The organism is Amycolatopsis sp. SB7-3 (assembly GCF_041021335.1).
GTDB lineage: Bacteria > Actinomycetota > Actinomycetes > Mycobacteriales > Pseudonocardiaceae > Amycolatopsis > Amycolatopsis japonica.
This window is the reverse complement of the sequence record NZ_JBFPJQ010000002.1, coordinates 442276-458417: the sequence shown is the minus strand read 5'-3', so window position 1 is coordinate 458417 and position 16142 is coordinate 442276. Positions and strand designations below refer to the sequence as shown.

The following is a 16142-nucleotide window of genomic DNA, read 5'->3' as shown; positions in this document are numbered from 1 at the left end:
CGGGTGGCCTTGTCGTATTACCTGAAAGTGCGCTTGTGTGGGAAAAACCCCTTGCTATGTTGATCCTGCGGGGCCGCACTTCGGGGCATGACCGGCACGCCGCGATTTGTGGATCTTGTTTGTTCACACGACTATCGAAGGGTGGACCTTGCTGTGACCGTGACCGAATCGGGCACTTCCGCCGAAGGTGTCCAGGGGTCGGAAAACCCGCAGCTGAGTTTGGGTCGCGCCGCCGCGCGCAACCTGGCGACGACGACCAAATCCGTTCCGCAGATGCAGGGAATTTCGTCCCGGTGGCTGCTGAAGTCCCTCGAATGGGTTCAGGTGAACGGCGGTGCCTACCGGGTCAACCGGCGGCTGAATTACGCGGTCGGCGACGGGCGGGTGACCTTCTCGAAGGCGGGCACCGAGGTCAGCGTGATCCCGGCGGAACTCGGTGAACTGAAACCGCTCAAGGGATATGACGACGAAGAGGTCCTCGCCGAACTCGCACGCCGCTTCGAACAGCAGGAAGTGGCGGCCGGCGACGTACTCGTCGAATTCGGGCACCGCGCCGATCGGGTCTTCCTCATCGCGCACGGCAAGATCAGCAAAACCGGTCCCGGTCACTACGGAGACGAGACCGCGCTCGGCGTCGTCAAGGACGGCGACTACTTCGGCGCGCAGGCCCTCGTGGACGACGACGGCATCTGGGAGTTCACCGCCAAGGCGTCCACCGCCTGCACCGTGCTCACCCTGACCCGCCAGGACTTCGAGCGCGTACTCGAACAGTCCGAATCGCTGCAGGCGCAGATCGAGCAGGCCTCGCAGGACTCCGGACGCTCCAACGACTTCGGCGAGGCCGAGATCGACATCTCGTCCGGACACGACGGTGAGCCGCTGCTGCCGGGTACGTTCGTCGACTACGAGACCTCACCGCGCGAATACGAACTGAGCGTCGCCCAGACCGTGCTCCGGGTCCACAGCCGGGTGTCCGATCTCTACAACCAGCCGATGGACCAGACCGAACAGCAGTTGCGCCTGACCATCGAAGCGCTGCGTGAGCGGCAAGAGCACGAAATGATCAACAACACCGACTTCGGCCTGCTCCACAACGCCGACTTCACCCAGCGGATCGCGACGCGCACCGGCCCGCCGACGCCGGACGACTTCGACGACCTGCTCGCCCTGGTGTGGAAGGACCCCGGCTTCTTCCTCGCGCATCCGCGCACGATCGCCGCGTTCAGCCGTGAGTGCAGCAAACGCGGCATCTACCCGACCGGCACCGACCTCGGCGGGCACAAGGTGCCGTCGTGGCGCGGCGTCCCGATCCTGCCGTGCAACAAGATCCCGGTGAGCCAGACCAGCACCAGTTCCGTGCTGCTGATCCGCACCGGGGAGAAGAACCAGGGCGTCGTCGGCCTGCGTCAGATCGGCCTGCCGGACGAATACGAGCCCGGCCTGAACGTCCGGTTCATGGGCATCTCGGAGCAGGCGATCATCTCCTACCTGGTCAGCACCTACTACTCCGCCGCCGTGCTCGTACCGGACGCGCTGGCCGTCCTCGAAGCCGCCGAACTCGGCCGCGAAGGATGACCGCCGCGACGCCGGAGGCCGACCGGCGGCTCAGTCTCGGCCCGGCCGCCGCGCGGAACCTGGCGACGACCACCAAGACGCGGCCGCAGATGCAGAGCATCACGCCGCGCTGGCTGCTGAAGATGCTGCCCTGGGTCGAGGCGACCGGTGGCACCTTCCGGGTCAACCGGCGGCTGACCTACGCGATCGGCGATGGGCGGGTGAGCTTCACCAACGTCGGCACGGAGGTCCGGGTCGTCCCGCAGGAACTCGCGGAATTGGCCCTGCTGCGGGGTTTCGACGACGAGGACACGCTCACCGCGCTCGCCGACCGGTTCGTACAGCACGAGTACCAGCCCGGCGAGACGATCGTCAGCCACGGCGCTCCGCTCGACGAGGTCGTGCTGGTCGCGCACGGCAAGATCGCCAAGGTGGTGCCGGGTGAGTACGGTGCCGATGCCTCCGTCGGCAGCATGGCCGACGGTGACCATTTCGGCGACGAGATGCTCGCCGGTATCGACCGGAACTGGCCCTTCACCGCCAAGGCCGTCACCCCGGTGATCGTGCTGACCCTGCGTGCCGAAGACTTCGCCGACCTCAACGGCCGGTCGGAGGCGATGCGCCGTCATGTGCAGGACATGCTGTCGCACAAGGGAAAGCCGCAGAACGCCAAGGGCGAGGCCGAGATCGGGATGTCGTCCGGTCACGACGGTGAACCGCTGCTGCCGGGTACGTTCGTCGACTACGAGATCTCGCCGCGCGAGTACGACCTGGCCGTCGCGCAGACGGCGCTCCGGGTGCACACACGGGTGACCGATCTCTACAACGGGCCGATGGATCAGTTCGAAGAGCAACTCCGGCTGACCATCTCGGCGCTGCGCGAGCGGCAGGAGCACGACCTGATCAACAACCGTGAGTTCGGGTTGCTGCACAACGCCGATCTCAAGTCGCGGTTCCAGACCCGGTCCGGTCCGCCGACACCCGACGACATGGACGAACTCGTCAGCCGCCGCCGCAAGACGAAGTTCTTCCTCGCCCATCCGCGCGCGATCGCCGCGTTCGGCAGGGAATGCACGCGCCGCAGTCTGTACCCGGAGGGCACCACCGTCGACGGCAAGGTGGTCGCCGCGTGGCGCGGGGTGCCACTCCTGCCCTGCGACAAGATCCCGATCACCGAGAACGGCACGTCCTCGATCCTCGCCATGCGGACCGGCGTGGAGGACAACGGCGTGATCGGGCTGCACCAGACCGGTCTGCCCGACGAGTACGAGCCCGGACTGAACGTGCGCTTCGACGGCATCTCCGATCAGGCGGTCGCCAGTTACCTGGTCAGCACCTACTACTCCGCCGCCGTGCTCGTGCCCGACGCGCTCGGTGTGCTGGAGAACGTCGAGGTCGCGCGGTGACCCCTCGCCCCGCGACGACAACGAACAACAACGCTCCAGAAAGGACCACGCACGTGACCATCGCCCGTACTCCCGCTCCCGCCAAGGTTCTGCGCACCGAGTATCAGAAGTCGGTGGCGTCGTACTGGAACAAGGAGAAGGACCCGGTCAACCTGCGTCTGGGCGATGTGGACGGGCTCTATCACCACCACTACGGGGTCGGCGAGGTCGACTGGTCGGTGCTGGAAGGCCCCGAAGAGACCCGCGACGAGCGGATCATCGCCGAAATGCACCGCCTGGAGACGGCGCAGGCCGACGTCCTGCTCGATCACCTCGGCGACGTCAAACCGGACGACCACCTCCTCGACGCCGGCTGCGGGCGCGGCGGGACCAGCATCATGGCCAACGCGAGGTTCGGTTGCCACGTCGACGGGATCTCGATCTCGGAGAAGCAGGTCGAGTTCGCCAATCACCAGGCGGATATCCGCGGCGTCGCCGACCGGGTGCGCTACCACTTCCGCAACATGCTCGACACCGGCTTCGAAAGCGGCTCGCGCAAGGCCATCTGGAACAACGAAAGCACGATGTACGTGGACCTCCACGAGCTGTTCGCCGAGCACGCGCGGCAGCTGGAGTTCGGCGGCCGCTACGTCACCATCACCGGGTGCTACAACGACGTGACGGGCGGCCGGTCGAAGGCCGTCGCGCAGATCGACCAGCACTACACGTGCAACATCCATCCGCGCAGCGAGTACTTCAAGGCCATGACGGCCAACGACCTGGTGCCGATCTCGGTGGTGGATCTGACGCCGGACACGATCCCGTACTGGGAGCTGCGCGCGAAGTCTTCGGTGGCGACCGGGATCGAAGGACCGTTCCTGGACGCCTACCGCGAGGGCAGCTTCCACTATCTGCTCATCGCCGCGGACCGCGTCTGAACCTGGAGAGCGAAGCGATGACCGAACAGGGTGCGCTCGCCACACTGCTGGCCGGTCCGAGCGGGCTGGGCACGTCCGCCGCCCGGCTGGCGGCCCGGCTGACCGCGGTCCCTCAGGAGGCTCCGGCACCTGAGGAACCCGGTCTCGACCTGGCTTACGCGTACCGGCCGTGGGGTGACGGGTCGGCGCCGCCGCTGTACTGCCCCGTCACCGAGCGGATCAACGACCCGCTCGCCGTGGAGGTCGACCGGAGGCTTGTGCTGTGGGCGGGGGAGTGCGGATTCTCCGATGAGGAGTGTGAGCAGATCGGGAAGGCGGGCTTCGGCAGGCTCGTCATGCTCGCCCATCCGGACTGCGAGGATCCCGAGCGGCTGTTGATCTCGGCGAGGCTCAACGCCGCCTGGTGGGCGGCCGACGACCTCTACGCCGACGACACGTCGCTCGGCGCGGTGCCGGCCGAGCTGCCGCCGAAGCTCGCGCTGGCGATGGCCGCGATGGACCCGGTGCCGTCGCTGGGCGAATTCAGCCGAGATCTCGACGAAACGCTGCGAAACGACCGGGTCCTGGTGGCGCTGGGCTCGGCGACGGATTTCCTGCGGCGATCCGGGACGGCCGCGCAGGTCCAGCGTGTCTGCTATTCGACCTTCGCGATGTTCGTGAGCTGGACGGCCTACGCGGCGTGGCGTCACAGCGGGAAATACCCGCCCGCGTGGGAGTATCTCGCCGCTCGGCAGCACGACAGCTTCTACACCTCGATGACGTTGATCGACGTCCTCGGCGGGTACGAACTGACGTCGAACCTCTACTACGACCCTCGGGTCCGCGAGGCGGCGATCCAAGCGGGAACGGCGGCGGTGCTCGTCAACGACGTGCACTCCGTCACCAAGGATCTGGAAGACGAATCACCGCCCTGCAACGCGGTCCTGCTGATCGCCGACGACCGGAAATGCACGATCGAAGAGGCCACGGCGATCACCGTCGAGCTGCACAACGACGTCGTGCGTGACTTCCAGGCCGCCCACGAGCAGCTGAGCGCGGTTCCTTCCGTTGAACTGCAGCGGTTCCTGCGTGGATTGAGGGGCTGGATGGGCGGCGGTTTCGAATGGCACTCGACGAGCCCGCGCTACCGGACGAAGCCCAGCGTTTAGTCCTCTGGATGCGGTGGTTCGTGTCGCGAACTTCCGCATTCAGAGGACTAAACGCGGATTGACCGCTCACGGCTGGGCCGGGATCGCGAACGCGTCTTTGGGCTGGAGATCAGGATGGAGGTCGCTTCCGTAGGCCAGCTTCCTGCCGACACGCATCGCGAGAAACGACGGCGGATCCGCCGAACGATTGACCTCCTCCTGTCGCCGGGTCAGTTCTTCGAGGGTGCGCCGTGCGTCGGAATAGTCCATCGTCTCCAGATCGATCCGGGCGAGCCGTCTCGCCGCGTTGCGGACTTCCAGATAGGAATTCCCGCAGCGCTCGGCGTTCGACTGGCGCCGTTGCGCGCCGAGCACGGTTTGGAACGATCCCAGTGTCGCGGAGACCAGGGCGAGCACACCGACCAGACCGGCGCGGCTCGCGCCCGACAGCGCGAGCCCGCCGGCCGCTGCGGCCACGCCGGCGGCGGGCAGGCCGACGAGCAGATTGCTGGTCCACCAGATCCGCGATTGCACGAACTGGGTCCTGGCTATCTGGTGGGTCTGCTGTTGGATCAAGACGAGCTCGCGGACAAGCGGTTCGTAGCGCTCGTCTGTGATCTCGGCGGCTTGTCCCTGATCGCCCAATGTCCGTCTCCTGTCCCGTGCGGCCGATGCTCCCAGTGATATCGCGGACGGAACAGTGGGTCTTACAACCGAAACCGCGTTAACGAGCCTGGACATGCCCACGACTAGCAGTCATGAACTGGCTTCTGGTGGTGGGGACCTTGCTGGGAACAGCGATCGGCGCCGCGGGCACGATCGTGAGCCAGCACGTGGCGGGGCGGTCCGCCGAACGCAGGGAACGCCTGGTGCGTGCGGCGGACCGCCGAACGGAATTGCGTCTCGCAGTGGAGGGATACCTCGAGGTCTACCAGGAGATGGAGCGCGCGACCGCGGACGGGGACGAGCGGTCGACAGAGCTTTCGCATCGCATGTGGTTCCTGCACAACCGGCTGGCGTTGATCGCGCCGACCGGTCTCGCCGGTCCGCTCGGTGAACTGGCCGACCGGCTCAACCGAGCCTATTGGGACGGGACACCCGATGGTCAGCTCGTCTGGGACTACCTGCACGAGCCCTGGGCTCGGTTTCGTGAAGCCGCGCACTCCGAGCTTCAGGCATTGGACCCGCCCGTCGGCTAGACGACGCCGGCCTCGATCAGCTGGCCCCAGATCACGCCCTGGTCCACGACCTCGACTTCGAGCTTTTCGGCCTTGGTCAGCTTGCTCGCGCCGACGTCCGCGCCGGTGATGAGCAGGTCCGTGTTCGCCGAGACCGACGACGCGATGGTCGCGCCCGCCTTTTCGCACAGCCGCTGGAAGGTCGGGCGCGGCACCTTCTCGCCGGAGCGCGGGTCGCTGATCGATCCGGTGACCACGACCGTCTTGCCTTCCAGCGGAGCGCCGGCCGCGACGACCGGCGGGAGGTCTTCTTCCCGTACGTCCAGCGAGACGCCGGCCTCGCGCAGCCGCTCGAGCTCGGGTCGGAGGCGGGTGAGGTGCTCGATGAGGGACGCGGCGACCTTCGGACCGATGTCCTCGACGGCGACGAGACCCTCTTCGCCCGCGTCCACGACGGCTTCCAGTGAACCGAACCCGGCCCGGCACAGCCGCGCGGCGGTGCCTTCGGAGGCCATCGGGATCGCGAGGCCGATCAGCGCGCGGCGCAGGCCGACGGCCCGGCTCGCGTCGATCGACTCGATCATGCGGGTGGCGGAGATGTCGCCGATGCGGTCGAACTCCAGCAGTTTTTCCTTGGTGAGCCGGTAGAAGTCCGAGGGGTGTTCGAGAATCCCGGCCTCGGCGAGCCGCTCGATCCAGACGCCGCCGATCGCGTCGATGTCCGCGGCCGCGCGCGACGCCCAGTGGATCAGCCGCCGGACGGTCTGGGCGGGGCAGGCGACGTTGGTGCAGAACAGTTCCCGGCTGTTGCCCTGTTCGGTCAACGGCTCTTCGCACGACGGGCACACCGACGGCGGCACGATCTCCCGCTCCTCGCCGGTGCGCTTGGCGGCGTCGAGGACACCGGCCACGAACGGGATCACGTCGCCGGCGCGCCGCACGAGCACGGTGTCGCCGATCTTGATCCCGCGGGCCTTGATGACCTCCTGGTTGGCCAACGTCGCCCGCGTGACGGTGGTCCCGCCGACGAACACCGGCTCCAGCCACGCGACGGGCGCGATCTTGCCGGTCTTGCCGACGTCCCAGACGACGTCGGCGAGCACGGTGGTCTTCTCCTCGGCGGCGAACTTGAAGGCCAGCGCCCCGCGCGGTGAACTGGACCGCGTTCCGGCGGCGGCGTACGCGTCGCGATCCGCCAGGCGCAGCACCGCACCGTCGAGGTCGTAGTCGAGATCGTTGCGCTGCTGCTCGATGGTCGTGATGACGGCCTGCGCCGACTCGGCGTCTTCGCAGTGCCGCATGTCGGCGGCGGCGAATCCGAGTGTCCGCAGCGCACCGTCGAGATCGGTTTCCGCGCTGTCGGGCTCCGTGGAGAGGTCGAACGCGAAGAACTGCAGACGCCGCTCGGCGACGGTGGCCGGATCCTTCGCGCGCAGGGTGCCGGCGGCGGCATTGCGCGGGTTGATCAGCGGCTTGTCCGGGTGGACCTTGTTGTAGGCAGCGAAAGTGGAACGCAACATGACGGCCTCGCCACGGACCTCGACCCGGCCGGGCGCGTCGACCTTGTCCGGGACGCCGTCGGTCAGCGCCCGGACCAGCATGGTTACGTCGTCGCCCGTAGTCCCGTCGCCGCGGGTGACAGCCCTGGCGAGCCGGCCGTTCTCGTAGACGAGGGCGAGCGACAGGCCGTCGAGCTTCGGCATGACGACCACCGGCTGCCCGGGGAACCGGGCGAAGAACGCCTCGACCTGCTCGGGTTTGGTCGCCTTCTCCAGCGACAACATCGGCCGCGAGTGCCGGATGGGCGCGTGCAGAACCGCGGGCGCGCCGACCTGGTCGAGCGGGTTCGGCTCCGGGGCGAGCTCGGGATTCGCCTCGATGAGCCCGCGCAATTCGTCTTCGATCGCGTCGTAGTCGGCGTCGGCCACCTTCGGCGAGCCTCGGTAGTAGGCGTCGCGAAGGACGACGATCTGATCGGCGAGTTCTTGGATGCGGTCCCGAGCGTTCACGGGGCTGAGATTACCCGGGACCTCCGACAGAACCCGGTCCGAAGAGGACTCGTGTCACGGGTTGATGGCGAGCACCAGGAAGGAGGCCAGCAGGACCAGGTGCACCCCGCCCTGCAGCCGGGTCGCGCGGCCGGGGACGACGGTGAGCACGCTGACCGCGATCGTCAGCGCCAGCAGCACGATATGGGTGGCGCCGAGGCCCAGCAGCAGGGGCCCGTCCAGCCAGATCGACGCCAGCGCGATGGTCGGGATGGTGAGCCCGATGCTCGCGATCGCCGAACCGTAGGCGAGGTTGATGCTGGTCTGCATCCGATCGCGCCGCGCGGCCCTGGTCGCGGCCAGCGTCTCCGGCAGCAGCACCAGCATGGCGATCACGACGCCGACGAACGACTGCGGGAAGCCCGCCGCGCTGACCCCCGCTTCGATGGCGGGGGATTCGACCTTCGCCAGGCCGACCACGGCGACCAGTGCCACGAGCAGCAACCCGAGGCTGGTGAGCGCGGCCTTGTTGGTCGGCGGCTCGGCGTGTTCCTCTTCCTTGACCGAGCCCTCGCTGTCGACCGGCAGGAAGAAGTCGCGGTGGCGGACGGTCTGTGTGAGCACGAAAAGGCCGTAGAGCAGCAGAGAGGCGACGGCGGCGAAGGTGAGCTGCGTGCCGTTGAAGGCCGGCCCCGGGGTGCTGGTGGTGAAGGTCGGCAGCACGAGACTGACGGTCGCCAGCGTCGCCACCGTGGCGAGCGCGCCGCCGCTGCCTTCGGGGTTGAAGTGCGTCTCGCCGTACCGACGGGCGCCGACCATGAGCGAAATACCGGCGATGCCGTTCATGGTGATCATCACCGCGGCGAACACCGTGTCGCGGGCCAGCGTCCCGGCCTCAGGGCCGCCCGAGGACATCATCGTCACGATCAACGCGACTTCGATGACCGTGACCGCGATCGCCAGCACCAGCGAGCCGAAAGGCTCCCCGACGCGATGCGCCACCACTTCGGCGTGATGCACCGCGGCCAGCACCGTCCCGCCGAGCGCGAGCGCGACGATGATCACCGGCACCGCGCCCAGGTCGCGGCCCCAGCTCAGCGCCAGCACGACGATGGCGACGACCGGCATGACGGTGGTCCAGGACAGCGGGAATCGCCTGTGGGAAGCGGCCATGCCGCCACCTTCGCACACTCTGCGTGACGTCGCCGTTCCATGTGGGTCGAGGGGTGACGAAGTTCTTAGTGAGCGCCGACCCCGCTCAGGAAGGTCTCGACGAGCAGATCGGCGGCGCGCGGGGCGTCCATGTCCTCCCGCGAAGCGAGATGGAGCAGCTGGATCAGCAGCCTGCCCGCCCAGCCGTCCGGGACGTCCGCGCGGAGAAATCCCTCGTCGGTGGCCCGCTGCAGGAACCTCTCCACCTCGGCGGAGAGCCGGTTCCGGCGGTCCTGGATGGCGGGTTCGGCGCGCATCCGGGTCAGTTCGACCGGCCAAACGCGGTTGACCTCGATGATGCCCTCGACGTAGCGGTGCAAGGCCACGGGAACAGCCGTCTCGGTGAGCCGGGCAGCTTGAACGACCTGCTCGACCGCGGACAGCCGCGAGTCGTAGATGGCGGCCAGGAGCTCCTCGCGAGAGGCGAAGCGCCGATAGACGGTGCGCCTGTCGACACCGGCTTCGGCGGCGATCGCGCTGATGCTGGCCGAGGGGTCGTGAGCGAGCATGCGCGCGCCGGTGGTCAGGACGGCTTCGAGATTGCGCGTCGCATCGGCTCTCATGCCGGGAATGTATCACGCAGCTGTGTCGTTAACCGTCATAAATGCTACTCAGGTGTGACAGTTAGCGAGGTAGAACGATGATCACGAACGACAGGCTCTTCATCGGAGGCGAGTGGACGGCGCCGAGCGATCCGGCGCGGCTGGACATCGTGTCCCCGCATGACCAGTCGGTTCTCGGACGCGTCGTCCAAGCTCTTCCGGCCGACGTCGACCGTGCCGTCGCCGCGGCACGGCTCGCCTTCGACGAAGGTTCGTGGCCACGGACTCCGCCGGAGAAGCGGATCGCGGTGCTCCGGCGGCTGAACGCGCTGAGGGAGGCCCGCGCGGACGAGATCGCCGAGCTCATCTCGGCCGAGAACGGTTCCGCGCTCTGGTTCACCAAGGCCGGACAGCCCGGAGTAGGACGTCTCGCCGTCTCGTACCTGAAGGCGGCGGAGGAATTCGGGTGGGAGGAGACGCTCACGCCCTCGGACCCGTCCGCGCCGTTCCGTTCGATCGTGCGCCGGGAGCCGATCGGCGTGGTCGCCGCGATCATCCCGTGGAACTCGCCGTTCTCGGCGTCGATGGCCAAGATCGTCCCGGCGCTGCTCGCGGGGAACACCGTCGTCCTCAAGGTCTCGCCGGAGAATTCGCTCAGCATGAGTCTGCTCGCGGAGCTGCTCAAGGAGGCCGGGCTGCCGTCCGGAGCGATCAGCGTGCTGCCCGCGGACCGCGAGACCAGCGAGTACCTGGTGAAGCACCCCGGCGTCGACAAGATCGCGTTCACCGGTTCGACCGCCGCCGGCCGCCGGATCGCGTCACTGGCGGGGGAGCGGCTGAAACGGGTCAGCCTTGAGCTGGGCGGGAAGTCCGCGGCGGTGATCATGCCCGACGCCGTCCTCGAGGACGTGATCGCCGGGCTGAAGTTCGGATCGCTGCTCAACAACGGCGAAGCCTGCATCGCGCAGACACGGATCCTCGCGCCGCGCGACCGGTACGACGAGGTCGTCGCCAGGCTCAAGGAGATGATGGAATCGCTCGTGGTCGGCGACCCGGCCGACGAGAAGACCTTCATCGGCCCGATGGTGCGGCCGGACCAGCAACAGCGGGTGCGCGACTACATCGAGATCGGAATCGCCGAGGGCGCGCGCCTGGTCGCCGGAGGCTCGGGAATCCCGGCAGGCCTGGACAAGGGCAACTACGTCACGCCGACGTTGTTCGCCGACGTCGACAGCGCGATGCGCATCGCCCAGGAGGAGATCTTCGGGCCCGTGCTCGTCGTCATCCCCTATACGGACGAGGACGACGCGGTCCGCATCGCCAACGACTCCGAGTACGGGCTCTCCGGCGGTGTCTGGTCGGCCGACGAGGACCGCGCGCTCGCCGTCGCACGGCGCATGCGCACCGGGACGGTCACCGTCAACGGGGCGCCGATCGGCTTCGACGGCCCCTTCGGCGGCTACAAGGCCAGTGGCATCGGCCGTGAATACGGCGCGGCCGGCCTCGCGCAGTACGTCGAGCTCAAGACCGTCACGAAAGGCGAGCGTCCGGGATCTTGACCGTGATCCGCTCGTCCGCGGCCAGGATCCGCTGCAGCCGGAACCGGCAGAGCGTATGGAACATCTCGCCCAGCTCTTCGGGGTCGATACGGCCTTCGAGGTCGCGCTTGCTCGCGTTGAGCACCCGGCTGATCACGTTCGCGGGCAACCGGCCGCCGAACTCGCCCAGCAGCCAGACACCGATTTCGCCGATCTCGTCCGTGATCGTGCGCTGCGCGGTCATCAGCCGTACCCCTCTGCTTCGGAGTGTCGCCGGTTCGCCCCGGCGACACTCCGACGGGCGACCGGGTCACCCATGACGGGGATACCGCGAGATTGCTCTGCTCGGCCTAATCGCCGACGCCGGTTGCACCGAACCGTGCAGTGGGCGGGGCGATCTCCGGGGAAACCCCGATGTGATCGACATCCGGGTGTGCCAGCCTCGATGGTGACCCTTGTGGACAGTCGGAGAGGAGGGCACACGCGTAGTGGCCCCGGCAAGTGATGAACAAACCGCGCGGTGGATCGCGGAACTGATGATCCTGACGGAGCTTTACCGATCCTCGGGATCGGCGGGCCAGGTGTCACACGAGGGGTGGCACACCGGAGCCCGGATCGGGTCCAGCACCGGGGACGGGCGGATGCTGGCGTACCAGGATTCGGGCGTCGAGGCGGAATGCGTCTTCCGAGCGGGAGAAAGCACGCTGTTCAACATCATGAGCACCGGATACGGGAGTGACACCACGGAGCGCGGGTTCGCGGTGTGGAGCGCGCGGCCGGGCGCGCTGGGAGCGATCGACCCCGGGGTGACCCGGCTGGACGTGACCGACGCGGACGGCGTCGTCGTCCAGGCCGAGATCGTGGCCCACACCTTCGCCGTGGACGTGGACCTGGGGCCGGCGCCCCGGACGATCGACGAGGTGTTCGCACCCTGGGAGCCGCCGGAGCTGACGGTCCGGGTGTACGGCGAGGATGACGCGTTGCGCTACGAAGGTCCCTTGCTGACCAGGTGACGCGAAGGCCCCCTTCACCGCGTCCGCGACGAAGGGGGCCTCCAGTTACTGGCGAGATCAGCCGTTCGGAGTCGTGATCACCGCGAAGGTGGATCCCTGACTGGCGATCCGCTCGCTGAGATCGGTCGTGATCGTCTCGATCGGCGCGTAGTTGTTCAGCTCACCGGCCTGGCAGGGGCCCGAGCGGGACTGCTGGTTGCCGACCAGGATGCCCAGCGCCGCGTGGTCGGCCTGGCTGAACAGCGGTCCGCCGCTGTCGCCCGGACGGGCACACAGGTCGGTGTTGATGCCGACATCGGTGGACAGGACCCGGCCGCAGCGGGTCCCGACGAGGTAGCCGGCGCCCGCTCCGCTGTCGACGGAATCGGGGTAGTTCACCTTGCTCGACGCCGTGCCGGAAGCGCAGACGACATACCCGGCCTTGATCTCGGCGAGCTTGCGCGCGCCGGTGATGTACTCGTCCACAGAGGTGGCCTGCGCACCGCACGGGGTGTCGCCGTTGCTGTCCATGCCTCCGTTGCGGCAGTACTTCAGCACCCGGTTGTGGCCGGTCTGGCCTTCGAGCCACTTCGTCGACGCCGCGTCGTTGACGTACGGCAGGGCCGCGTAGTCGTACGGATACGAGCTCTTCTCGATGCCGTGCTGCTGCAGGACGTCATTGCCGTTGTGCTGCGTCGGCGTGTTGTTGGTCTTCGTCCGCATGCAGTGCCCGGCGGTGAGCACCCAGCCCTTGCCGGGGAAACCGCCACCGGTGGACCGCAGGTTGAACCCGCTGGTGCAGCCGCCCCAGGTGCCGTCGTCCCGCTTCATGTCCAGCCGGAGGCCGCCCCGCATCGGACCGTAGTTCGTGCAGTAGAGCGGATGACAGAAACCGAGATCCACGTTCGGCGTGGCCAGCGCGTTCGGATTCTTCAGCACCCGGGAGACGACCATGCCGGATTCCTCCGCTGTGGCCCGTTGCGCGGTGCTCGTCTCGGTGGCCACGGCCGCCTTCGCCCGCGCCACCCAGTCGCGTTCCCAAAGCACCACACGGTTTTCCGACTCGCTCACCGACGGCAGGTAGACCGCGTCCGGTCCCGCGCCGACCTTGGCGGCGACGCGTTCCTTCGCCGCTGTGAGCTGCTGCAACGAGTGCTGGACCTGTTGCGTGCGAACAGCGGAACGCCTTGGCATCGCCCTCAGATACGGCTCGGCCGCCGCCGGCTTGGTCATCGCGACGACCAGTTGCCCCCGGTCCTGGTCGAGCCACATGCCGCCGTACTCGGCGCCGCGGTCGCGTCGCAGCAGTTCGTCCAGCTTGCCGCCGTCGGTCTGCAATTCCAGGCGGCGCAACGCCTCCTGTTCGCTCACTCGGTAGTTCTCGACGAGATAGCGCACCGACTCCCGCACCGAAGCGGGGTCGAGCGAGGTGTGGAACGACTGCACGGTTTCGGCCGACGCCGAGCCGCCCAGTGCCGTGGCCGCCGCCAGCACCGAAACGACCAGGGCCCCCAGTCTTCTAGCTCTCCGCACGAGATCTCCTCACATGTCGGGACTTCGCGATCATTTAACCGGAGGGCACCGAACAGGCGTGGAGATTTTCCGACATTGCCGCGCCCCGTGCCCGCGACGAGGCGGGCACGGGGCGGAATTCGTTTACAGACTCGGCTCTCGCCGCGGTTTACCTTGCCGGGACTTCACAATCCAGGCGCCGAAAAGAGTCAGAAGACCGATGCTGGTCCCCGCCGACACCCCGACTTTCGGAGTGCTGATCTCGACGACGCCGACGACGATGGCGCCACCGACCGTCAGCAGCAGGCACATCCGCAACGTCGGAGCCCAGCCGGCGAGGACCGCCATCGCCAGGCAGAGCCAGCTGTCGCGGCTCTGCACTTTGCGATGGCGTCCCGGCGTCCTCAGCAGCGGCCGCGCCGCGCGGATCATCTCCGCGGACGTCGCGACTCGCCGAGCCGGCTTTTCGACGTGTTCGATGACGACCTTGACCCGTTGGGGCGGTCCGTTGTCTGGTGTCTTCGCGTTATCAGGCTGTATGGTCACGACCGTCCTGTCCTTGTTCTAGCGAGCTTGCGAATGGACATCCGCGTGGCCTCCTGTGACAGCAGGGGGCCACGCGTGCGTTACCGGTTCTTGACCGGTGCGGCTGAGGACATCTTGGCGAAAGCGGACTGTGACCGTTCAGTAGTACAGCGTGTGTCGCGCTGAACGGTATGCACGCGTCGCTCAACGGTCTGGGTGACCCGGAAAACTACTAAAAGTAGCGGGTGGGGCCGAATGGACCAGCGCCGCCGACAGCTCGGCAACTTGCCTTTTCCGGCGCCGACGTGAAAGTGCAGCTGCGGTTCTCTTCGCAGGTGGCGACCAAGATCTTCCCCTGTTTGTTTGCCGCTTTCGCATGATGCGAAATGCTGATCGCAACTGTCGAGTACGGTCGAACTTCGGTCAAGCTCGCCGAGATTCGAGCAGGCATGCTCACGGTGGGTTCACTCGTTCAGGCGCTTGGACGCCCGTTGTCGACCCGCTCGGCTTACCAACAGCGAGTGACTAGTCTGAACGGGTGGACACTCAGCCGAGCAGTAGGAGTGCGTAGTAGGCGAGGAAGTGTTCGACCATGTAGGCGCCGCCGGTCGCCTGTGCGAATGAGGCTTGGGTGTGAGCGCGCGTGGTTTCGAGTATGGCGGGGATTCGCTCGTCATCGCCGGGAAGGGCGCGCGCGACCCGGTGCCAGCACCAGGCTCGGTGCAGGTTGAGGCCGTGCAGGTGGGCGAGCAGCCCGTCGGAGGTGTCGGTCGCGGTCACCGGCGTGAAGAGCGTCGCGGGTTTCCGTTCCCCGACGCCGGGCAGGAATCCGTCCAGCCAGCCTGCGAACTCGGCTGTGGGGAGCAGGCGGGACATGAGTTCGGCTTCGGCGAGGGCTGGGGACAGGAAGTCGGCCCCGGAGGGTTCCCAGGAGCCGGGGTAGTCACGGTCGGAACCGAACCAGCGCCAGGCGGTCTCGGTGAGGACCTGGAGCAGCCGCGGGTCGCCGTGGTCGGCGAGATGGCGTGCGTACGGCAGGGCGCGGGACAATCCGAACGCGCCGTTGTCGTGCACCCCGTATCGAATCGGGTAAGTGGCCTTGGGCAGCCAGCCGAGGTAGCGGGTCACGAAGATCGCACTCAACTCTCGCAGCCCCGTCGACCAACGCGCGGCGTCCGGGTCGTCCCAGGTGGCGGTTTCGAAGGTGAGCTCCAGCAACGCCGACCAGCCGTAAGGGCGCTGAGTGGTGCGGTGTTCCTCTGGAGTGAAAAATGCGACCTCGCCCGCGAGGGCGTCTGCGGTCAGGTGTTCGTCGAGGGTGTCGCGGATCTCGTCGGCGGGCACGAGATCCCCGTGATGGCGAAGCAGGCGTACGAGCACCCAGAACATCTCGACGCACGAATGCCAATCGAAACTGCCGTAGAAGCACGGGTGCGCCAGCCGCGGGGAGGGGATGGGTACGCCTTCGAGGTGCCAGTGACTTTCGTGGTGCGGATACTCGCGCACGACGTTCGTCAACGCCGTCCTGGCCAAGGCCTCCGCATTCGCCTCGAGCAGCTCGTTTCGTTCGGAATTCCAATCGGTCATGACGCTGCCCCCGGAACCTCGTGAGTGGTAAGGACGGTTCTAACCGTCCTTACCACTCACGAGG

General features: G+C 67.5%; 15 protein-coding genes. 7 read left to right on the top strand and 8 right to left on the bottom strand.

The window, feature by feature from the left end:
* Positions 1 to 153: 153 nt before the first annotated feature.
* From AB8M46_RS20345 to AB8M46_RS20330, 4 genes are read left to right on the top strand one after another with little or no spacing between them, the layout of a single operon-like run.
* Entirely contained in the window at positions 154 to 1575 is a 1422-nt protein-coding gene (locus AB8M46_RS20345) for a family 2B encapsulin nanocompartment shell protein (protein WP_038513282.1), read from the top strand.
* Positions 1572 to 2960: a family 2B encapsulin nanocompartment shell protein gene (locus AB8M46_RS20340; protein ID WP_037338180.1), complete on the top strand. Its 1389-nt coding sequence runs from the start codon at positions 1572 to 1574 to the stop codon at positions 2958 to 2960. Before AB8M46_RS20345 ends, AB8M46_RS20340 begins: the two co-directional genes overlap by 4 nt.
* Positions 2961 to 3013: 53 nt before the next feature.
* Positions 3014 to 3877, top strand: coding sequence for a geranyl diphosphate 2-C-methyltransferase (locus tag AB8M46_RS20335; protein ID WP_037338179.1), 864 nt, complete (start codon positions 3014 to 3016; stop codon positions 3875 to 3877).
* A 17-nt stretch (positions 3878 to 3894) separates the two neighbouring features.
* Positions 3895 to 5025 (top strand): family 2 encapsulin nanocompartment cargo protein terpene cyclase, encoded by a 1131-nt coding sequence (locus AB8M46_RS20330; RefSeq protein WP_394361178.1) that lies wholly within the window; start codon positions 3895 to 3897, stop codon positions 5023 to 5025.
* Between the two features lie 66 nt (positions 5026 to 5091).
* Here the strand turns inward: AB8M46_RS20330 and AB8M46_RS20325 are convergent, their stop codons facing one another.
* Positions 5092 to 5649 (bottom strand): SLATT domain-containing protein, encoded by a 558-nt coding sequence (locus AB8M46_RS20325; RefSeq protein ID WP_394361177.1) that lies wholly within the window; start codon positions 5647 to 5649, stop codon positions 5092 to 5094.
* Between the two features lie 113 nt (positions 5650 to 5762).
* Here AB8M46_RS20325 and AB8M46_RS20320 point away from each other — a divergent pair, with 113 nt between their 5' ends.
* Positions 5763 to 6203, top strand: a complete 441-nt coding sequence (locus AB8M46_RS20320) for a hypothetical protein (protein WP_394361176.1) — start codon at positions 5763 to 5765, stop codon at positions 6201 to 6203.
* Here the strand turns inward: AB8M46_RS20320 and ligA are convergent.
* From ligA to AB8M46_RS20305, 3 genes are all read right to left on the bottom strand, one after another.
* Positions 6200 to 8191 (bottom strand): NAD-dependent DNA ligase LigA, encoded by a 1992-nt coding sequence (gene ligA, locus AB8M46_RS20315; protein WP_125733893.1) that lies wholly within the window; start codon positions 8189 to 8191, stop codon positions 6200 to 6202. The genes AB8M46_RS20320 and ligA overlap by 4 nt on opposite strands.
* 54 nt (positions 8192 to 8245) lie before the next feature.
* Complete coding sequence (locus tag AB8M46_RS20310) at positions 8246 to 9343, bottom strand: calcium:proton antiporter (RefSeq protein WP_037338171.1); 1098 nt, start codon at positions 9341 to 9343, stop codon at positions 8246 to 8248.
* A 65-nt stretch (positions 9344 to 9408) separates the two neighbouring features.
* Positions 9409 to 9945: a TetR/AcrR family transcriptional regulator gene (locus AB8M46_RS20305; protein ID WP_394361175.1), complete on the bottom strand. Its 537-nt coding sequence runs from the start codon at positions 9943 to 9945 to the stop codon at positions 9409 to 9411.
* A 77-nt stretch (positions 9946 to 10022) separates the two neighbouring features.
* On the opposite strand from AB8M46_RS20305, the gene AB8M46_RS20300 reads away from it, so the two are divergent.
* A complete protein-coding gene (locus tag AB8M46_RS20300; RefSeq protein WP_394361174.1) occupies positions 10023 to 11483 on the top strand; it encodes an aldehyde dehydrogenase in 1461 nt (486 codons plus the stop codon).
* On the opposite strand, the gene AB8M46_RS20295 is transcribed toward AB8M46_RS20300, so the two are convergent.
* On the bottom strand, positions 11455 to 11706 hold the full coding sequence (locus tag AB8M46_RS20295) for a hypothetical protein (RefSeq protein ID WP_394361173.1): 252 nt from the start codon (positions 11704 to 11706) through the stop codon (positions 11455 to 11457). The genes AB8M46_RS20300 and AB8M46_RS20295 overlap by 29 nt on opposite strands.
* A 337-nt stretch (positions 11707 to 12043) precedes the next feature.
* On the opposite strand from AB8M46_RS20295, the gene AB8M46_RS20290 reads away from it, so the two are divergent.
* A complete protein-coding gene (locus AB8M46_RS20290) occupies positions 12044 to 12475 on the top strand; it encodes a hypothetical protein (protein ID WP_394361172.1) in 432 nt (143 codons plus the stop codon).
* 57 nt (positions 12476 to 12532) lie between these two features.
* Here AB8M46_RS20290 and AB8M46_RS20285 read toward each other — a convergent pair whose 3' ends face one another.
* The 3 genes from AB8M46_RS20285 to AB8M46_RS20275 form a co-directional block, all read right to left on the bottom strand.
* Positions 12533 to 13987 carry a trypsin-like serine protease gene (locus AB8M46_RS20285; RefSeq protein ID WP_394361171.1) on the bottom strand — a complete coding sequence of 485 codons (1455 nt, stop codon included), beginning with the start codon at positions 13985 to 13987 and terminating at the stop codon, positions 12533 to 12535.
* 123 nt (positions 13988 to 14110) lie between these two features.
* Entirely contained in the window at positions 14111 to 14512 is a 402-nt protein-coding gene (locus tag AB8M46_RS20280; RefSeq protein WP_233629657.1) for a hypothetical protein, read from the bottom strand.
* Between the two features lie 525 nt (positions 14513 to 15037).
* Entirely contained in the window at positions 15038 to 16078 is a 1041-nt protein-coding gene (locus AB8M46_RS20275) for a DUF2891 domain-containing protein (RefSeq protein WP_394361170.1), read from the bottom strand.
* Positions 16079 to 16142 lie beyond the last annotated feature (64 nt).